Origin of the sequence: Acinetobacter sp. ANC 4779, assembly GCF_004331055.1 — a bacterium.
GTDB lineage: Bacteria > Pseudomonadota > Gammaproteobacteria > Pseudomonadales > Moraxellaceae > Acinetobacter.
The window spans coordinates 1-15,385 of the sequence record NZ_SJNU01000001.1 but is presented as its reverse complement, the minus strand read 5'-3'; the positions used below and the strand labels follow the sequence as shown (position 1 = coordinate 15,385).

The following is a 15,385-nucleotide window of genomic DNA, read 5'->3' as shown; positions in this document are numbered from 1 at the left end:
AAGATTGTTTTTTTGAACAATATTGTTAGTAATAAATGCCAAAACTGCGCATAAAAAAGCCGGCTTGTTTCGAAATGAATTTTTGCTAATTTCTTAGTCCTGAATAAATTTTTAAGTTATTGATATTTAAATTAATATATGGATTTATTGCGTATAAGCGCCATTGTGTTAAATGGAAGTAATTAGTGAATATTTCATTTATTTTTATATTCGATATAAGAGTAGTAGAGAAGATGTGTATATTTTATAATTCATTTAAAATTTTTCAGGGAGCATTATCATTATTTTGTAAAATAATGAAGAAATAATGAAAGAATTTGATTTAGAAACAAGCATATAACTGATAAAAATGTCTATTTTATCAAAACTATTAAAATTTAATTTGTTAAAAAACAAATAATTAAATAGTCTCTAGATGATAACTCAAGCAAATTACATAAGGCTCTTACTATTCTTCATTAAATCCCCACAAATTAAGATTAATGTGAGCTTATTGAATCAATTAAGTATATCGAAATGAAAAAAACTATATCTGCCTTACTTGTCGGTCTTGTTGCAGCCTCTTTTACCATGACGACTATGGCTGCTCCGACTAATGGTCATAAAGCACCAGTTAAACATTATGTAAGTCATGGTCATAAAGCACCAGTTAAACATCATGTAAGTCATGGTCATAAAGCACCAGTTAAACATTATGTAAGTCACGGTCATAAAGCACCAGTTAAACATCATGCGAGATAAAGAATAGGCGCCAGTAAATCTAAGCTTGCTGTAAAGGAAATTAGCAATAAAAAAGCCCAACATCCTGTTGGGCTTTTTTACGGATTAGGCGTTTAGATTTAACTCCTGTTATACCTCACATTCCTTATGCAGATCTTTTATTATTCTTCGTGGAGCATCTTGCTCTCTAACTGTGTACTGGAGCAGCCATCGTATTCATTGTGAATGAGATTGCCATTAAACCAACAAGTAAACCAGAGATAATTTTTTTCATTTCTAAACTCTAGACATAAGAATTTATTTGATAAGAGGATCTTAGGACTGCTTTATTTAGATTAGATGGATGATAATGCGAGATTTAAGTAAATTATTTTCCCTTTTTAAACGTGATTATTCAACTATATGTTTTTATTAAATTTGAGTGAAATTATAGTCTATTTAAAGACTAAATAAATGCTTRTTTTATGTTCTAAGTTATTGTTTTATAATCTAAATAAATTCTTATTTTCTTCTTAATTTTAACAAAACAGTCACACTAAGTAATTATTTAAACTTAGTTTTTTATGTTTAATAAAATTATCAAATGAAAGACCCAATGATTAGGTGTTGTATGAATACATTAATTAAAGCAATTGTTTTATCAGTATCAGCTTCTGTTATGGCTGCTTCTGCTTTTGCTGCTCCACAAGACAATCATAATCAGCCTAAACAAGTTAACCAACATAAGAAACAGCCCGTAGTTCAAAAAGCTCAAGCTCAGAAACACATTGTAAAACCTTCAAGTGATTGGAAAGCTGGACAATTTATTCCTTCTCAATACCGTAAGGGTTATTCATTAGACCATAACAAATATATCAAACTGACTAAACCAGCTAAGAATCAACAATGGGTGAAAGTAAATAATGATTATGTGCTTATCAATACAGTGAATCACCAGATCGTTAAAATTATGAAAGGCTGATATCTCTAATAGAGTGAAATTCTCTAGAGGACTTTAAATACATTCTTGGAAAAAAAGCAGATCTTAAGATCTGCTTTTTTCTTTTTCAATTATCAATATTTTCTACAATTAACATAATACACCTTATACGAAATAACCTTTTTTATTCCTTTTAAATCATAATTTTATAATATTTTTGACGGCCTAAGTCTACGGAGTTGGGCGCTTTTTATGATTTTTCATGTTCCATCTTTAATATTTAAACCATGTTGTATGCAATTACTTAGGTAATATTTATAAATTAAGAGGCCAGCCTTCTTTTTTATATATTTATCCATTTTATAGATATCTGCTTTACACCTTAAATGCTAGCTCCGCATATCAGACATCAGTACATTAGAAAAAAATGACTGAAACGGAGTTCAGCAGTGAACAACGCACACCCTCCAACCTTATTTATTAATGATGATCATGTGGCAGAACTCGCAACATGGTCAAGCGCGATCGAAGCGCTAACTGATGCCTATAGTCAACCTATTTCTAATGCCATGGTACCACCACGCACAATGGCGCGTGGGGATGGATTCTGGCTACGCAGCCTTTGTGCAGTATCACCATCTAAAGAATATATGGGCTGTAAACTCATCGCCGCTAGTCCAAAAAATAAAAAAGCCAGCTACCTGATTTCATTGTTCGATCAAGACACCATGCGTCTTGCCGCTCTGATTGATGGCAACCGTATTACCGACATCCGTACCGCAGCAAGTTCAGCTGTTGCCGTCAATGCGTTGGCAGGTACAGAAAAATTTGATATCGCAATCCTAGGTTCAAGTGCACTTGCACGTAGCCATTTACATGCACTGAATGCCACAGGCCGTATTGCCAAAGTACGTGTCTTTAGCCCAACAGAAGCGAATCGTGAAAAACTCGCTCAAGAATTTGCAGAACTGTATGGCTTAGACATTCAAGCCGTCGCAAGTCCAGAAGAAGCTGTAAAAAATGCCAATGTTGTAGTGTGTGCATCACGTAGCCGTGACGGTGGGCCAGTATTTGATGCTGCATGGCTAGAGCCGGGCATGACTATTGTTTCAGTGAGTTCAACATTGCCCGAACAGCGCGAACTGGATGTAGCAACCATGCAGGCCGCACATTTAATTGTGGCGGATATGCCGGAAGAAGTGATTCACGAAACAGGCGATTCGCTTGTGGCAATCGAGCAAGGCTGTGATGTGGCGGCAAAAACCGTATCGCTATCTGATGTGATTTCAGGTCAAGTCAAAATACGCAACACGCCGGAAGATATTGTGATTTATAAATCCGTCGGTTCAGCCCTGCAAGACATCGTCACCGCAGAAATGCTGCTACGTAATGCGAAAGCTGCGAATAAATATCAAGAGATGAATGACAGCATTGTGACCATCGACCGTTAATCAGCACGAAAAACACATTTTTAAACACATATTTAAAGACATAGCAATTTAAGAAAACACCCATACAGGGAAAGGAGAATTTTTAATGGCGAATTATCAACGTAGTGAAGCACGTGCATGGGCAAAAGAACATTTAAAAGGATGTTCATCTGTAACTATTCCAAGTTATAGCCAGGATTTAAGCCGTTTAAATGAAAAAGGGATTCGCCACGATATCCAAAAAGTCATTGATCTGGGTTACACCTATACCTTGCTGTGTACAGAAGTGGCGATTACGCCAGAAGAAAACGCACAATTCACTGCCTGGGCAAAAGATCAGGCTGGCGACAAACTGGGCTTATTCTTCCATGCAGGCTTTGGCACACTGGAAGAAAATATTCGTGCAGTAAAACTGGCGGAAAAAGCCGGTGCAGATATCGTACTGTTGTCGTATCCATCAAATTTCTGGCCGACTTCAGAACAAGATATTTATGACTACACCAAAGCTTTCTGTGATGCGACAGATCTTGGGGTAATGTTGTTTGCCATTCCGCTTTGGGGCTTTGAACGTGTCCATCCACAAGGCATGTCACCAGAACTGATTCAACGCTTAATTGATGATTGTCCGAACGTCGTATCTTTAAAAGCAGAACAGGGCTTCCCGCATATTGCTGGTTTAGTCGATAGCTTTGAACGTTTTAATGATCAAATTGTCGTGACCTGTCCTATTGAAAGTGACGTTATTCCACTGCTTCGTTACATGGATATGCAATTCTCAGGAACCAGCTATACGCAGTGGATGGGTGATCATTTTGTGAAAACCTTTAATCTAGCTAAAGAAGGCAATTTTGACGAAGCCATGAAACTGTACTGGCAAGCACAGCCTGCGCGTGGTGCGGTAGGTGCAGCAACAGGCGCTTATATGGCGGGTTCAAACTACATTAACCGTGCACATTGGAAATACATGGACTGGTTGGCAGGCTTTAATGGCGGCCCATTACGTGCACCGATTGCCCGTATTCCAGACCGTCAAATGAAAGTGCTGCGCCAAGGTTTGATGGCATCAGGTTTACCATGCACCAATGATCAGGACAGCGAATTCCTGGTTGGCCGTTTTCCAGAGTAAGGAGTAAATCATGAATAGCTTTGCAGCATTAAATCCAGCAGATTTGCTGAAAGATCCAAGCCTTTGGAAAACCGGCGCATTTATTAATGGTCAGTGGTTGCAAGACACTGCGCATGGCACATATAGCTTAAACAATCCGGCAACGGGTGCAGAGTTGGTGAAACTGCCACGCTGTAAGGAAGAAGAAACCAATTTTGCGATTGAAAGTGCACAAAAGGCATTTGAAAAATGGCGTAAAACCACTGCAAAACAACGTTCGGAAATTATCCATCGTTGGTATCAGCTGGTTTTAGAAAATAAAGAAGACTTAGCCACGATTATCACTCTAGAAGAAGGCAAGCCTTTAAGCGAGGCACGTGGTGAAATTGATTATGCCAACTCATTCTTGCAGTGGTTTGCCGAAGAAGCAAAACGTATTCGTGGTGATGTGTTGCCTGCACCAAAAGATACGCAGCGTATTGTGGTGTTAAAGCAGCCGATTGGTGTCTGTGCAGCGATTACCCCTTGGAATTTCCCTGCAGCGATGATTACCCGCAAAGCAGGGCCGGCATTGGCTGCGGGTTGTACCATGGTGGTGAAGCCTGCAAGCCAAACACCAATGACTGCTTTGGCACTGGCAGAACTTGCCCACCGTGCCGGTGTGCCAGAGGGGGTGTTCAGTGTGTTAACGGGTAACGATACACGCATCATTGGCGGGATTCTGACATCGCATCCATTGGTGCGCAAAATTACCTTTACCGGTTCGACGGAAGTAGGTCGTACCTTGTTGGAACAATCTGCTGCAACCATTAAAAAATGTTCAATGGAACTGGGTGGCAATGCACCTTCGATTGTGTTTGATGATGCAGACTTGAACCTGGCAGTAGATGGCGTGATTGCCTCTAAATTCCGTAACACGGGTCAAGCGTGTATTTCTGCCAATCGTATTTATGTGCACGATGCCATTTACGATGAATTTACAGAGAAATTGGCAGCTAAGGTTAAAGCTTTAAAAGTCGGTAATGGCTTAGAAGAAGGTGTGGTACAAGGCCCGCTGATTGATGCTAATGCCGTGAAGAAGGTCGAATCGCATATTAGCAATGCATTAGAGCACGGTGCATCTGTGGTGTGCGGTGGTCGTCGTAGTGAATTGGGCGGATTCTTCTTTGAACCGACTGTTTTGAAAAACGTGACCAAAGACATGCTGATCGCACATGATGAAACCTTTGGCCCAGTGGCACCTTTAATTCGCTTTAGTTCTGAGCAAGAAGTAATTGCACAAGCCAATGATTCTGAATTTGGTTTGGCGGCATACCTTTATAGTCAAAACTCTGCACGGGTATGGCGTACATCGGAAGCTTTAGAAGCGGGCATGATCGGCATCAATACAGGACTCATTTCCAATGAAGTTGCGCCATTTGGTGGTGTGAAACAGAGTGGTTTAGGCCGTGAAGGTTCACATTATGGCATCGATGAATTCTTGGAAATGAAATACATGTGTTGGGATGGATTGTACACAGACTAAGTCAATCGTCAATTAGTCTTAGATCTAATATAGCGCTGAAGTGTATTTGTAGAGAATACATTTCAGCCCTAGCGCCGGTGCATGAAGCACTTCAAAAGGTATTAAAAAACGAAAAATCACAGGGGTATTCCGAGGATTGGAATACAGGAGTAACAGAATGAATATTATCGGTATTGATCATTTGGTCTATGGCGCAAATGATTTAAATGCAGCGGTTCAATTTATGCAGGACTTTGGTTTAACTGAGGTCAATGATCAGCCATTTGGGCGTTATTTTGAAACGCTGGATGCGACGGGCATTTTAGTGGCTGAAGCTGAACATCCAGAGCTCCCTGCAAAACTCGCTTCCATTAGCCAGCTGCGTAAAATGGTGTATGGCGTTGCAGATCAGGCGACACTCGATGATATTCAGGCTGAATTAAGTCAAGACCGCGAAGTCAAAATCTTAGCCAATGGCGCACTTGAAACCGTGGATGATGTTGGAATTACCATTGGTTTTCAAATCACTAAACGTCGTGAATTAAATTTACCGGTAGAAAAGATTAATGCACCCGGTGCACCGCATCAACGGGGTTATAACCAGTTAGGTGTCGATCATTCCATTCAAATTCAACCTCGTACTCTAGGTCATACCGCTGTGTTTGTGCCAGATGCAGCCAAAGCTGAAAACTTTTATGTCAATCGTTTAGGTTTCCGTGTCAGCGACCGTTTAGGTGGTGGACCATTTCTGCGCGCAGGCGGCACCACAGACCATCACACCTTGTTCCTGATTCAAGCACCTGAACATATTAAGGGTGTTGAACATATTTCATTCCATCTTTCAGGCCCAAGTGAACTGATGCTAGCAGGTCAGCGCTTTGAAAAAGCTGGACATGAAAGCTTCTGGGGCCCGGGTCGTCATGGCTTAGGTTCAAACTGGTTCTGGTATTTCGATGGCCCACTGGGTTGCCGTTTTGAATACGATGCCGATATGGATCAGCTGGATGCAAGTTGGATTCCTCGTGAGCTGCCATTGCATGAAGATAATGCACAAGCCTACTTACTCGAATTCCGCAAACAAAATTGGGCACCATTTAACGGCCCAGCCAAAAAAGCAGGTTAATGATTTTAGCTTGAGCTTTTAAACCGAACAATTTTAAACCGAGTTGCCCAGCAACGCTCAGGATGAGCGCCAGCCAGGCATAGAGAACAACAATCAGGGAGATGTCGCATGTTTAAGTATATTCAAGTGACTGCGGGAAGTGATGAAGACTATGTAGATCATTTATGTGATCGCGTAGAGGAAAGTTTAAATAACGGTGTTTTACCGATTGACGTGTTCAATGACGATGCGGTGTTCCGCGCAGAAATGGAACGTATTTATACGCGTAACTGGATTTTCATTGCCCATGAAACTGAAATTCCGAATTTAGGCGACTATGTACTGCGCCGTTTGGGTTTGGATAAAGTCATTGTGACGCGTGACAGTGAAAATAAAATCAATGTCTTACTAAATCACTGCCGTCACCGTGGTACTGAGGTCTGTCATAACGACCGTGGTAATGCGACCAGTTTTAAATGCCCGTACCATGGTTGGGTGTATAAAAATAACGGTGACTGGATGGGCGCACCGCATATGAAAGATGCCTATGGCGGTAAGCTCGATGCGAAGGAGTGGGGATTACTTCGCGCAGCCAAAGTTGAAAGCTTATATGGTTTTATCTTTGCCTCTTTAAATGAAGATGTGCCTGATCTACGTGAATATCTCGGTGACACGGTGTGGGCTTTAGATGCTATTTTTGGTCTTCATCCGGATGGCGTGAAATTACTCAAAGAACCCGAGCGTTTCCAAGTCAAAGCCGACTGGAAAAGTGGTGCAGAAAACTTCTGTGGCGATGCCTATCACGTCAGTACTGCGCACATGTCTGCAGCAAGTTCAGGTTTTATTCCAAGTGTTAACCAAGTCAGTACCCATGCTTCGGGCTATGACTTTGGTAATGGTAACAGTTTTATTGGCCATAACTTATCCAATATGGTGGGCATTCCATTGCCGAACTGGGGTTATCCACCAGAGCTTCAGGCGCAGTTTGATTTATCGAATTTAGATGAAACACAAATCAAAATGATTAAGGAAATTCCACCGACCATCGGTACGATTTTCCCGAACTTCAGTTATATGCGTTTGCCGCATCCTTCTGCACCAGGTGAAATGCCGATTCCATTTACCAATATCCGTATGTGGCAACCGATTGCACCGGGAGTGATGGAGCTGTGGAACTACGAGTTTGAATTTAGCTTTGTCCCTGATGAATATGCTGAAAAAGCCTATGCTGCAGGTCAATATGCCTTTGGTTCAGGCGGGATCTTTGAAGCGGATGATACTGCGGTCTGGGAAGGAATTGCCAAAGGCGGACAAAGTCCATGGTTGCGTAAAGCCAAAGTGAATTTGCACTATAGCCAAAAACAAACCGGTAAAGATCCGGCATGGCAAGGTCCGGGTGAATTCCATCCATCCATTTACGGTGAATACTGTCAAATCGGGTTCTGGCGCCGCTGGTTAAAAGAAATGCGTGAAGGTAAACAAGCAAAAGTGACATGCTTGGCTGATGAAAATGCACAGCAAAAGGGAGTGGCATAAATGGAATATTTAACACGCGAAACCGTGCATAATTTTTTAGCACAAGAAGCATTATTACTGGATGAACGTCGTTTTGATGAGTGGTTTGCACTGCTAGATGATGACATCACTTATGAAGTGCCACTACGTATCAGTTCACAAAATTTTCAAGATGAATTTCCAGGTGCTGCGTATCGGATACTCGATAAAAAAGCCCATATTAAAGTGCGTATTGATCGTATGGCTTCAGGTCAAGCATGGGCAGAAGTACCACCATCACGTACATTACGCGTGATTGGTAGCGTGATGATTGAGCCAACTGAACAGGCAGATATAGTGAATGTACATAGTGCCACCATTATGTACCGTCAACGTGGCCATGATGAACAGGGCGATATTATTCCATACCGTCGCTTGGACACTTTAAAAATTACCGAGCAGGGGGCGCGTTTATTAAAACGTAAAGCGATTTTAACTGAAGCCGTATTACGTACGCCAAACTTGGGCGTGTTTCTGTAAATCAGAAACCGTCCTTCGGACTTGAAATTAAAGGATGAATCTCATGAGCAATCAAACAATCGAAATTATTTTAGACGCGCATCAATGTCAAGGTTATGGCATGTGCCTGATGTCTGAAGATATTTTTGAAATTCCACAAGGTAGCCAAGTGGCCAATTTAAAAATGCACTTTGTGGACATTGACCGTGAAGATGAAGTGAAAGAACTGGCAGGCTCTTGCCCAGCGCAAGCCATTAGTTTCCGCATCTTAGAATCGGCATAAGGAACTGGGTTATGGTGGCTGTACAGAATATGCTAAGTAAGCGTTTCGACCAAATTTGTTTTGTGGTGGAAGACTTGCAACAAGCAATGGATTTTTTCAGTAAAACCAATGGTATTGAAGTTTGGAATGTCGCTGAAGGTTTATCTCAGACGCAAAAAGAAAAAGAGTATTACGGCCAGCCGGGTGATTTTCAATTTAGCTGTGCGTATGGCTTTGCCGGTGAAACGTTAATTGAACTGGCGCGCCATGACAGTGGCAGCAGTGTCTATAAAGACTGGTTGGATGAAAAAGGCAAAGGGCCACATCATATTGGTTTTCGCCAAAAAGATGCGGCTGAATATGCGCAGGCAGAACAGCATTACCTAGATTTAGGTATTCAAAAAGCCATGGCCGGTTTTTTTGAAGGACCGTTTGGCAACTGCCGTTGGGCATATTTTGATACTCGCGAGCAAATAGGCTGCTTTACCGAACTGTACTATGTTGATGGTGAACTTGATCAGCGTATGTCTGAACTAAAAAGTGGCAAAAACGTCAGCATCACCGATTAAGTCATTGCGGCATCAGCCCTGATCTAATCGTTTTTCGATCTGGGCTAAGATTTCTTCAAAAATATTTTAAACAAATGGGGCAGTCATGCTCGGGCGAAGCTTTGCCACAAAAAGCTGAAACTGATACAGGAGCGAACAAATGGTGGCAACAGAACATTCAATTGCAGAGGCTTTATATCAGGCAGAACAAAACCGCCAGCCGATTGCACCCATTCGTGAGCTTTTAGCTGAAGCTGCAACAGTCGATCAGGCTTATGCGATACAAGACATCAATACACAGCGAGCACTGAATAATGGTCGACGTATTGTCGGTAAAAAAATTGGTCTGACATCTTTTGCCGTCCAACAGCAGCTAGGGGTAGATTCACCCGATTTTGGCATGCTGTTTGCCGATATGGCTTATGAAGATGGTCAAAGTATTGCATTCTCCAAACTGATTCAGCCCAAAGTTGAAGCAGAAATTGCACTGGTACTCAAAAGTGATCTGGTGCAGAAAAAGCACACGATTGAGGACATTATTGCCGCAACGGATTATGCCGTAGCAGCCATTGAGATTGTAGATAGCCGTATTGAAAACTGGAAAATATCGTTGTTGGATACTGTCGCTGACAATGCATCGAGTGCCGCTTTTGTATTGGGTCAAAACAAAGTACAGCTTACAGATATAGATTTAGTGAATTGCCTGATGCAAATGACCTGCTCCGGCGAGGTGGTGTCACAAGGCGTTGGTAAGGCCTGTCTGGACAATCCGCTCAATGCTGCGGTGTGGCTCGCAGATGAAATGGTATGTCGGGACCGTCCGTTAAAAGCCGGTGACATTGTACTGACTGGTGCACTGGGTCCTATGGTTGCGGTACAGGCTGGTGCAGCTTATCAGGTGGAAATCGAAGGTTTGGGTTCAGTTACAGCAGCTTTCAGTGCTTGATGGCTTGGGCGAATAAAAAATAAGGATAGAGAGTATGTCAAAAATTAAATGCGCCATCATTGGTTCAGGCAACATTGGCACTGACCTGATGATTAAAATCATGCGCAATGCAAAATATCTGGAAATGGCAGCCATGGTTGGGGCAGACCCAAATTCAGATGGCTTGGCCCGCGCTGCACGTTTCGGTTTTGAGACCACTGCAGAAAGTATTGAAGGTTTGTTAAAACTGCCATCTTTTAAAGAGATTAAAATCGTCTTTGATGCCACCTCTGCCGGGGCACATGCTCATCACAATCAGGTATTACAGCAATACGGTATTCAGGTGATTGACCTGACGCCAGCAGCAATCGGTCCTTATGTAGTGCCTGTGGTGAATCTGGATCAGCATCTTGATGCCCCGAATATCAATATGGTCACTTGCGGTGGTCAGGCAACCATTCCAATGGTGCGTGCAGTGTCTCGAGTGGCTAAAGTGCATTATGCAGAAATCATTGCCTCGATTGCCAGCAAGTCTGCCGGTCCAGGCACACGCGCCAATATTGATGAGTTCACTGAAACCACCTCCAAAGCGATTGAAGAAGTCGGTGGAGCAGAAAAAGGCAAAGCTATCATCATCATGAATCCGGCCGAGCCGCCACTGATCATGCGTGACACCGTGTATTGCTTTGCTGAATTCGGTGCCGATAAAGACGCTATTCGCCAATCTGTCCACGACATGGCTGAAGCGGTGCATGCTTATGTACCCGGTTATCGTCTAAAACAGGAAGTTCAGTTCGAAGAATTCAATGCCGATTGTCCAGTGAATATTCCGGGTCTGGGCAAACTGCCCGGTTTGAAAGTATCTATTTTTCTTGAAGTGGAAGGCGCGGCACATTACCTGCCGGCCTATGCCGGGAATCTCGACATCATGACCAGTGCCGCTTTGGCTGCGGCAGAACGCTTTGCCGAAACTCATTTAAGCCATAACCAAAAACAAGAAATCGCGTAAGGAGAATTGAAATGTTTGATCAGCAAAGAAAGATCTATGTGTCAGATGTGACCTTGCGTGATGGGATGCATGCGATTCGCCATCAATATTCACTTGATCAGGTACGGCAGATTGCCCGCGCTTTGGATGAAGCCGGTGTGGATAGTATTGAAGTAGCGCATGGCGATGGTTTGCAAGGCTCCAGCTTTAACTATGGCTTCGGCGCACAAACAGATTTAGAGTGGATTGAAGCGGTTGCCAGTGAAGTCAAACAGGCTAAAGTCGCAACTTTGTTGTTGCCCGGCATTGGCACTATTCATGACTTAAAAGCGGCTTATGATGCCGGTGCACGTGTGGTTCGTGTCGCGACGCACTGTACCGAAGCCGATGTATCCAGACAGCATATTGAATATGCCCGTGAACTTGGCATGGATACGGTTGGCTTTTTAATGATGAGCCATATGAATACACCGCAAGGTTTGGCCGAGCAGGGCAAGCTGATGGAAAGTTATGGCGCGCAGTGCATCTATGTGGTGGATTCTGGCGGTGCGATGAATATGTATGACATTGCTGAACGATTCAAAGCCATGAAAGACGTGCTCAAGCCTGAAACAGAAACCGGCATGCATGCCCATCACAATCTCAGTTTAGGTGTAGCCAACAGTATTATTGCTTTAGAGCATGGCTGTAACCGTATTGATGCAAGTTTAACAGGTATGGGCGCTGGGGCAGGTAATGCACCGCTTGAAGTGTTTATTGCAGCGGTTGAGCGTATGGGACTCAACCATGGCTGTGATGTGAAAAAGCTGATTGATGCAGCGGAGGATATCGTGCGTCCGTTACAGGAACGTCCGGTGCGTGTGGATCGTGAAACCTTGGCTTTGGGGTATGCAGGGGTCTATTCGAGTTTCTTGCGTCATACTGAAACAGCCGCTGAAAAATATGGTTTATCGGCATTCGATATTTTAGTTGAGCTGGGCAAACGCCGCATGGTGGGTGGTCAGGAAGACATGATTGTAGATGTGGCGCTAAATATGTTGAAAGCACAGCAGGCTTAAAGATGAAGCACTGATGTCGTTGCAAACATCAGTGCTTTTAAAAAGAAAATATTGAAATGATTCAGAAAATACATTCCTACTATCCAAATGATTTGGCCAATTTAAATGCAGTCAAAGAACATGGACTGTATTTACAATATATTGAAAAACAAGATGATCATTTGTGTTGTGAGGCAGTACGTCAAAACCCTAAAGCGATTAAATATGTAAAGCAGCAAACAGAAGCATTATGCCTGTTGGCGGTACAACACAATGGGGATTTATTGCAGTTTATTTCCGATCCAGGTCATGCGGTAATTTTAGCTGCAGTTAAAAATGAAGGTTTGGCCTTAAGGCATGTCTTATTTCAAAATGAAGAAATTTGTATTGCCGCGATTCAACAAAATGGTTTTGCCTTAAAATATGTACGTAAACAGACCGATCTCATGTGTCTGATGGCAGTTTCACTGAATCCGCAAGCGATTAAGTATGTAAAACAGCAAACAGAAGCCCTTTGCTTGTTGGCTGTACGTAAAAATGGTTTAGCGATTAAAGATGTGCTGAATCCAACGGCTGCTATGCTTTTAATGGCCATTGAAAACAATCCAATGTCGATTCAATTTATTCAAAAACCGAGCAAAGATTTATGTGAGCAGGCTATTAAGCTTCGACCTTATGCAATTCAGCATATAGAAGTGTACTATGAAGACTTATGGCTGAAAGCAATAGAGCAACGGGCTTATGTGATCCAGTTTTTAAAACAATATTCAGAAAAAATTTTGAAATATGCATTAAGTTGTAATCCCGTAAGTCTGAAATATATAAAAAAAGAGTTTCAGTCAGAAGTAATTATTAATTTTGCTCTTTCTAAAGATGCAGCAATGAAAAAGTACATTCGATGATTTTTAAAAAGTGTTTGTAGTTTTAGAAAGAGGAGAGAGGTAGAGGTTTGATTAACACAGAACAAATCAGGTCTACCATTTAATGGGAGAGTTATTGCGATGATTGGCTGAAGGTAATAAGCACCCATTAGTTCAGAGTTCAGAGTTCAGAGTTCAGAGTTCAGTATTTCATTATGAGTTTGAGTTTATCCACCCATTTGCTGATGGCAATGGGGCGTTTATGGCAAACTTTAATCTTAAGCCAGTGGAAACCCATTTTTCTCAATATTCCGGTAGAAAGCTTGATTTATCAAAACCAAAAAGCTTATTACGATGCATTGCAAGCGAGCACAGATCGTTCAGATTCTGCAATTTTTATTGAGTTTATTTTGCAGATGATTCTGAATGCAATACTCAGTTCCGATGCCCAAGCTAGCGTACAAGTTAAACGTCTCATCCAGAATATGGAGCAGACGGAATATAGTTTAACTGAGCTGATGGCTTTATTAGACTTGTCCCACCGAGCCACATTTCTTTTAAAAAATAGAAAAGTATCTAATAATGCTTTTCTATCCCAAAATTATCTTTTTATTCTGTCGCTTAAAAATAATGGTCTGCGATAATTCTCAGGCAGATAGGTAAAAACTTCTTTATTGACTAAATCTATTCCATAGCATTTATAGTTACCACAAAGCATAGGCTTTGTTCTAATTTTTTTGCTATTTATGATTACGTAACCCTATTTATAGTTGCATGTTGTCGTTTTTTCAATTCGATCAAACTCTATAATTAGTTCCTTTTTCATAGTAATGAAGGATGAACATAATTGTGAATAGGGAAATGGAAAAATATATAATGAAATGGCCTAAAAAGCTGTCCATTAACATACCGAAATTATTTTTCCATTTAGGTAAGTTATATTTAAATTGGTAATCCAATGATTCGATTCGATGCATTTCGTTTTTGTGTTCTAAAGGATGAACTGAAAGCCAATGCAATATAAACGCGAATAAGGTAAATCCTATAAAACCAAGAATAAGCCAGCAAAGTTTGGTGAAATTTTCTCACATCAATATAAATGTATTTAAATATCCTAGGAATGCTACTTCACTATAATTTAACCCTAATGTAGCAATGTGAATGTTTAGTGGTTCACAAACACCTGAAGAATAAGCAAATTGACATGCAAAAATTAAAGCAGGTAGATACATTAAAAAGAATGAAATTCTTTTTAGAAAACTTTCCCTAGTAATCTCAAGATTAATAATATGTTTTAAAGGTGAATAGGCACCGATTTTGTAGACGCTCTTTAGTTAGATTCACCATATCTATTGCGAATTAGTAAATAAAAAATAAAGGCTCAATAAGTTCAAGACCTTTTAAAGTAAGCCAACCCATTTCCTTTATCTCATAAATATAAAAAGTAGTAATAGCTTGAGCTATTTTTCGTACAACAACATCTAAATTAAATTGATTTATGCATTTTTGGGATAAAAGAAGCACTAGATGGAGCGCGCTTGAGGGTAAAATTTTTCCACTATAGGGGGAGTGAAAAGCAAACCAAATAGGAATCACGCTCATGGATGAATGTGTTCACAACCCTAGTGTTCTTAAAAATAGCCAGATTCATGCCAACATGGCTACTACCTCCGATACTGAAAGCGAAGAAAATCGTGCTGACCGCAATACCATCATGCATAACGTTACCTTAAACTTTTCAGATGGTGTAACCAAAGAATTTCAAGTCCAACCGCATACCAGCATTCTCGATGCTGCCCTGGAAAACGATATCCCGTTGTTATACCAATGTCGTTCAGGGAGTTGCTCCAGCTGTATTTGTACCTTAAAAGACGGTCAGGCAAGTACGCTTGAGGGTCAAAGTTCAACACTGCTTTCAAGTGAATACAATCTAGGTAACCGTCTCTTATGTATTTCAAAAGCCGATGCAGAT

General features: G+C 41.3%; 16 protein-coding genes and 1 pseudogene. 16 read left to right on the top strand and 1 reads right to left on the bottom strand.

Annotation, left to right across the window (positions count from 1 at the left end):
- Positions 1-516: 516 nt before the first annotated feature.
- The 15 genes and pseudogenes from E0H80_RS00090 to E0H80_RS00020 form a co-directional block, all read left to right on the top strand.
- A complete protein-coding gene (locus E0H80_RS00090; RefSeq protein ID WP_131362109.1) occupies positions 517-741 on the top strand; it encodes a hypothetical protein in 225 nt (74 codons plus the stop codon).
- 589 nt (positions 742-1,330) lie between these two features.
- A complete protein-coding gene (locus tag E0H80_RS00085; RefSeq protein WP_131362107.1) occupies positions 1,331-1,681 on the top strand; it encodes an RcnB family protein in 351 nt (116 codons plus the stop codon).
- A 407-nt stretch (positions 1,682-2,088) separates the two neighbouring features.
- Positions 2,089-3,090, top strand: a complete 1,002-nt coding sequence (locus E0H80_RS00080) for an ornithine cyclodeaminase family protein (RefSeq protein ID WP_067867572.1) — start codon at positions 2,089-2,091, stop codon at positions 3,088-3,090.
- 85 nt (positions 3,091-3,175) lie between these two features.
- A complete protein-coding gene (locus E0H80_RS00075; protein WP_131362106.1) occupies positions 3,176-4,195 on the top strand; it encodes a dihydrodipicolinate synthase family protein in 1,020 nt (339 codons plus the stop codon).
- 10 nt (positions 4,196-4,205) lie between these two features.
- A complete protein-coding gene (locus E0H80_RS00070; RefSeq protein WP_067867566.1) occupies positions 4,206-5,699 on the top strand; it encodes an NAD-dependent succinate-semialdehyde dehydrogenase in 1,494 nt (497 codons plus the stop codon).
- Between the two features lie 157 nt (positions 5,700-5,856).
- Positions 5,857-6,801, top strand: a complete 945-nt coding sequence (locus E0H80_RS00065; protein ID WP_131362104.1) for a VOC family protein — start codon at positions 5,857-5,859, stop codon at positions 6,799-6,801.
- Positions 6,802-6,909: 108 nt separating this feature from the next.
- Positions 6,910-8,316, top strand: coding sequence for an aromatic ring-hydroxylating oxygenase subunit alpha (locus tag E0H80_RS00060; RefSeq protein WP_131362102.1), 1,407 nt, complete (start codon positions 6,910-6,912; stop codon positions 8,314-8,316).
- A complete protein-coding gene (locus E0H80_RS00055; protein WP_131362100.1) occupies positions 8,317-8,814 on the top strand; it encodes an aromatic-ring-hydroxylating dioxygenase subunit beta in 498 nt (165 codons plus the stop codon).
- A gap of 43 nt (positions 8,815-8,857) precedes the next feature.
- Positions 8,858-9,076 carry a ferredoxin gene (locus tag E0H80_RS00050; RefSeq protein ID WP_131362098.1) on the top strand — a complete coding sequence of 73 codons (219 nt, stop codon included), beginning with the start codon at positions 8,858-8,860 and terminating at the stop codon, positions 9,074-9,076.
- A gap of 11 nt (positions 9,077-9,087) precedes the next feature.
- Positions 9,088-9,624 (top strand): VOC family protein, encoded by a 537-nt coding sequence (locus tag E0H80_RS00045; protein ID WP_131362096.1) that lies wholly within the window; start codon positions 9,088-9,090, stop codon positions 9,622-9,624.
- Between the two features lie 139 nt (positions 9,625-9,763).
- Entirely contained in the window at positions 9,764-10,549 is a 786-nt protein-coding gene (locus tag E0H80_RS00040) for a 2-keto-4-pentenoate hydratase (protein ID WP_131362094.1), read from the top strand.
- Between the two features lie 34 nt (positions 10,550-10,583).
- Positions 10,584-11,537, top strand: a complete 954-nt coding sequence (locus tag E0H80_RS00035; RefSeq protein WP_131362092.1) for an acetaldehyde dehydrogenase (acetylating) — start codon at positions 10,584-10,586, stop codon at positions 11,535-11,537.
- 11 nt (positions 11,538-11,548) lie between these two features.
- Complete coding sequence (dmpG, locus tag E0H80_RS00030; RefSeq protein ID WP_131362090.1) at positions 11,549-12,574, top strand: 4-hydroxy-2-oxovalerate aldolase; 1,026 nt, start codon at positions 11,549-11,551, stop codon at positions 12,572-12,574.
- 56 nt (positions 12,575-12,630) lie between these two features.
- The gene (locus E0H80_RS00025) at positions 12,631-13,455 is read left to right on the top strand and encodes a DUF4116 domain-containing protein (protein WP_131362088.1); all 825 of its coding nucleotides are present in this window, start codon (positions 12,631-12,633) and stop codon (positions 13,453-13,455) included.
- 64 nt (positions 13,456-13,519) lie between these two features.
- Positions 13,520-13,967 (top strand): annotated as a pseudogene (locus E0H80_RS00020) (Fic family protein); the annotation flags it as partial.
- 805 nt (positions 13,968-14,772) lie between these two features.
- Here the strand turns inward: E0H80_RS00020 and E0H80_RS00010 are convergent.
- Positions 14,773-15,015 carry a hypothetical protein gene (locus E0H80_RS00010; RefSeq protein WP_131362086.1) on the bottom strand — a complete coding sequence of 81 codons (243 nt, stop codon included), beginning with the start codon at positions 15,013-15,015 and terminating at the stop codon, positions 14,773-14,775.
- Here E0H80_RS00010 and E0H80_RS00005 point away from each other — a divergent pair.
- The coding region (locus tag E0H80_RS00005) for a 2Fe-2S iron-sulfur cluster-binding protein (RefSeq protein ID WP_228259919.1) at positions 15,014-15,385 on the top strand (372 nt) is incomplete at its 3' end. The genes E0H80_RS00010 and E0H80_RS00005 overlap by 2 nt on opposite strands.

What these genes read in the sequence shown, in the direction of transcription:
- E0H80_RS00090 (WP_131362109.1), top strand. Translation starts at nt 517, where the DNA reads ATGAAAAAAACTATATCTGCCTTACTTGTCGGTCTTGTTGCAGCCTCT.
- E0H80_RS00085 (WP_131362107.1), top strand. Translation starts at nt 1,331, where the DNA reads ATGAATACATTAATTAAAGCAATTGTTTTATCAGTATCAGCTTCTGTT.
- E0H80_RS00075 (WP_131362106.1), top strand. Translation starts at nt 3,176, where the DNA reads ATGGCGAATTATCAACGTAGTGAAGCACGTGCATGGGCAAAAGAACAT.
- E0H80_RS00070 (WP_067867566.1), top strand. Translation starts at nt 4,206, where the DNA reads ATGAATAGCTTTGCAGCATTAAATCCAGCAGATTTGCTGAAAGATCCA.
- E0H80_RS00065 (WP_131362104.1), top strand. Translation starts at nt 5,857, where the DNA reads ATGAATATTATCGGTATTGATCATTTGGTCTATGGCGCAAATGATTTA.
- E0H80_RS00060 (WP_131362102.1), top strand. Translation starts at nt 6,910, where the DNA reads ATGTTTAAGTATATTCAAGTGACTGCGGGAAGTGATGAAGACTATGTA.
- E0H80_RS00055 (WP_131362100.1), top strand. Translation starts at nt 8,317, where the DNA reads ATGGAATATTTAACACGCGAAACCGTGCATAATTTTTTAGCACAAGAA.
- E0H80_RS00050 (WP_131362098.1), top strand. Translation starts at nt 8,858, where the DNA reads ATGAGCAATCAAACAATCGAAATTATTTTAGACGCGCATCAATGTCAA.
- E0H80_RS00045 (WP_131362096.1), top strand. Translation starts at nt 9,088, where the DNA reads ATGGTGGCTGTACAGAATATGCTAAGTAAGCGTTTCGACCAAATTTGT.
- E0H80_RS00040 (WP_131362094.1), top strand. Translation starts at nt 9,764, where the DNA reads ATGGTGGCAACAGAACATTCAATTGCAGAGGCTTTATATCAGGCAGAA.
- E0H80_RS00035 (WP_131362092.1), top strand. Translation starts at nt 10,584, where the DNA reads ATGTCAAAAATTAAATGCGCCATCATTGGTTCAGGCAACATTGGCACT.
- dmpG (WP_131362090.1), top strand. Translation starts at nt 11,549, where the DNA reads ATGTTTGATCAGCAAAGAAAGATCTATGTGTCAGATGTGACCTTGCGT.
- E0H80_RS00025 (WP_131362088.1), top strand. Translation starts at nt 12,631, where the DNA reads ATGATTCAGAAAATACATTCCTACTATCCAAATGATTTGGCCAATTTA.
- E0H80_RS00010 (WP_131362086.1), bottom strand. Translation starts at nt 15,015, where the DNA reads ATGAGCGTGATTCCTATTTGGTTTGCTTTTCACTCCCCCTATAGTGGA.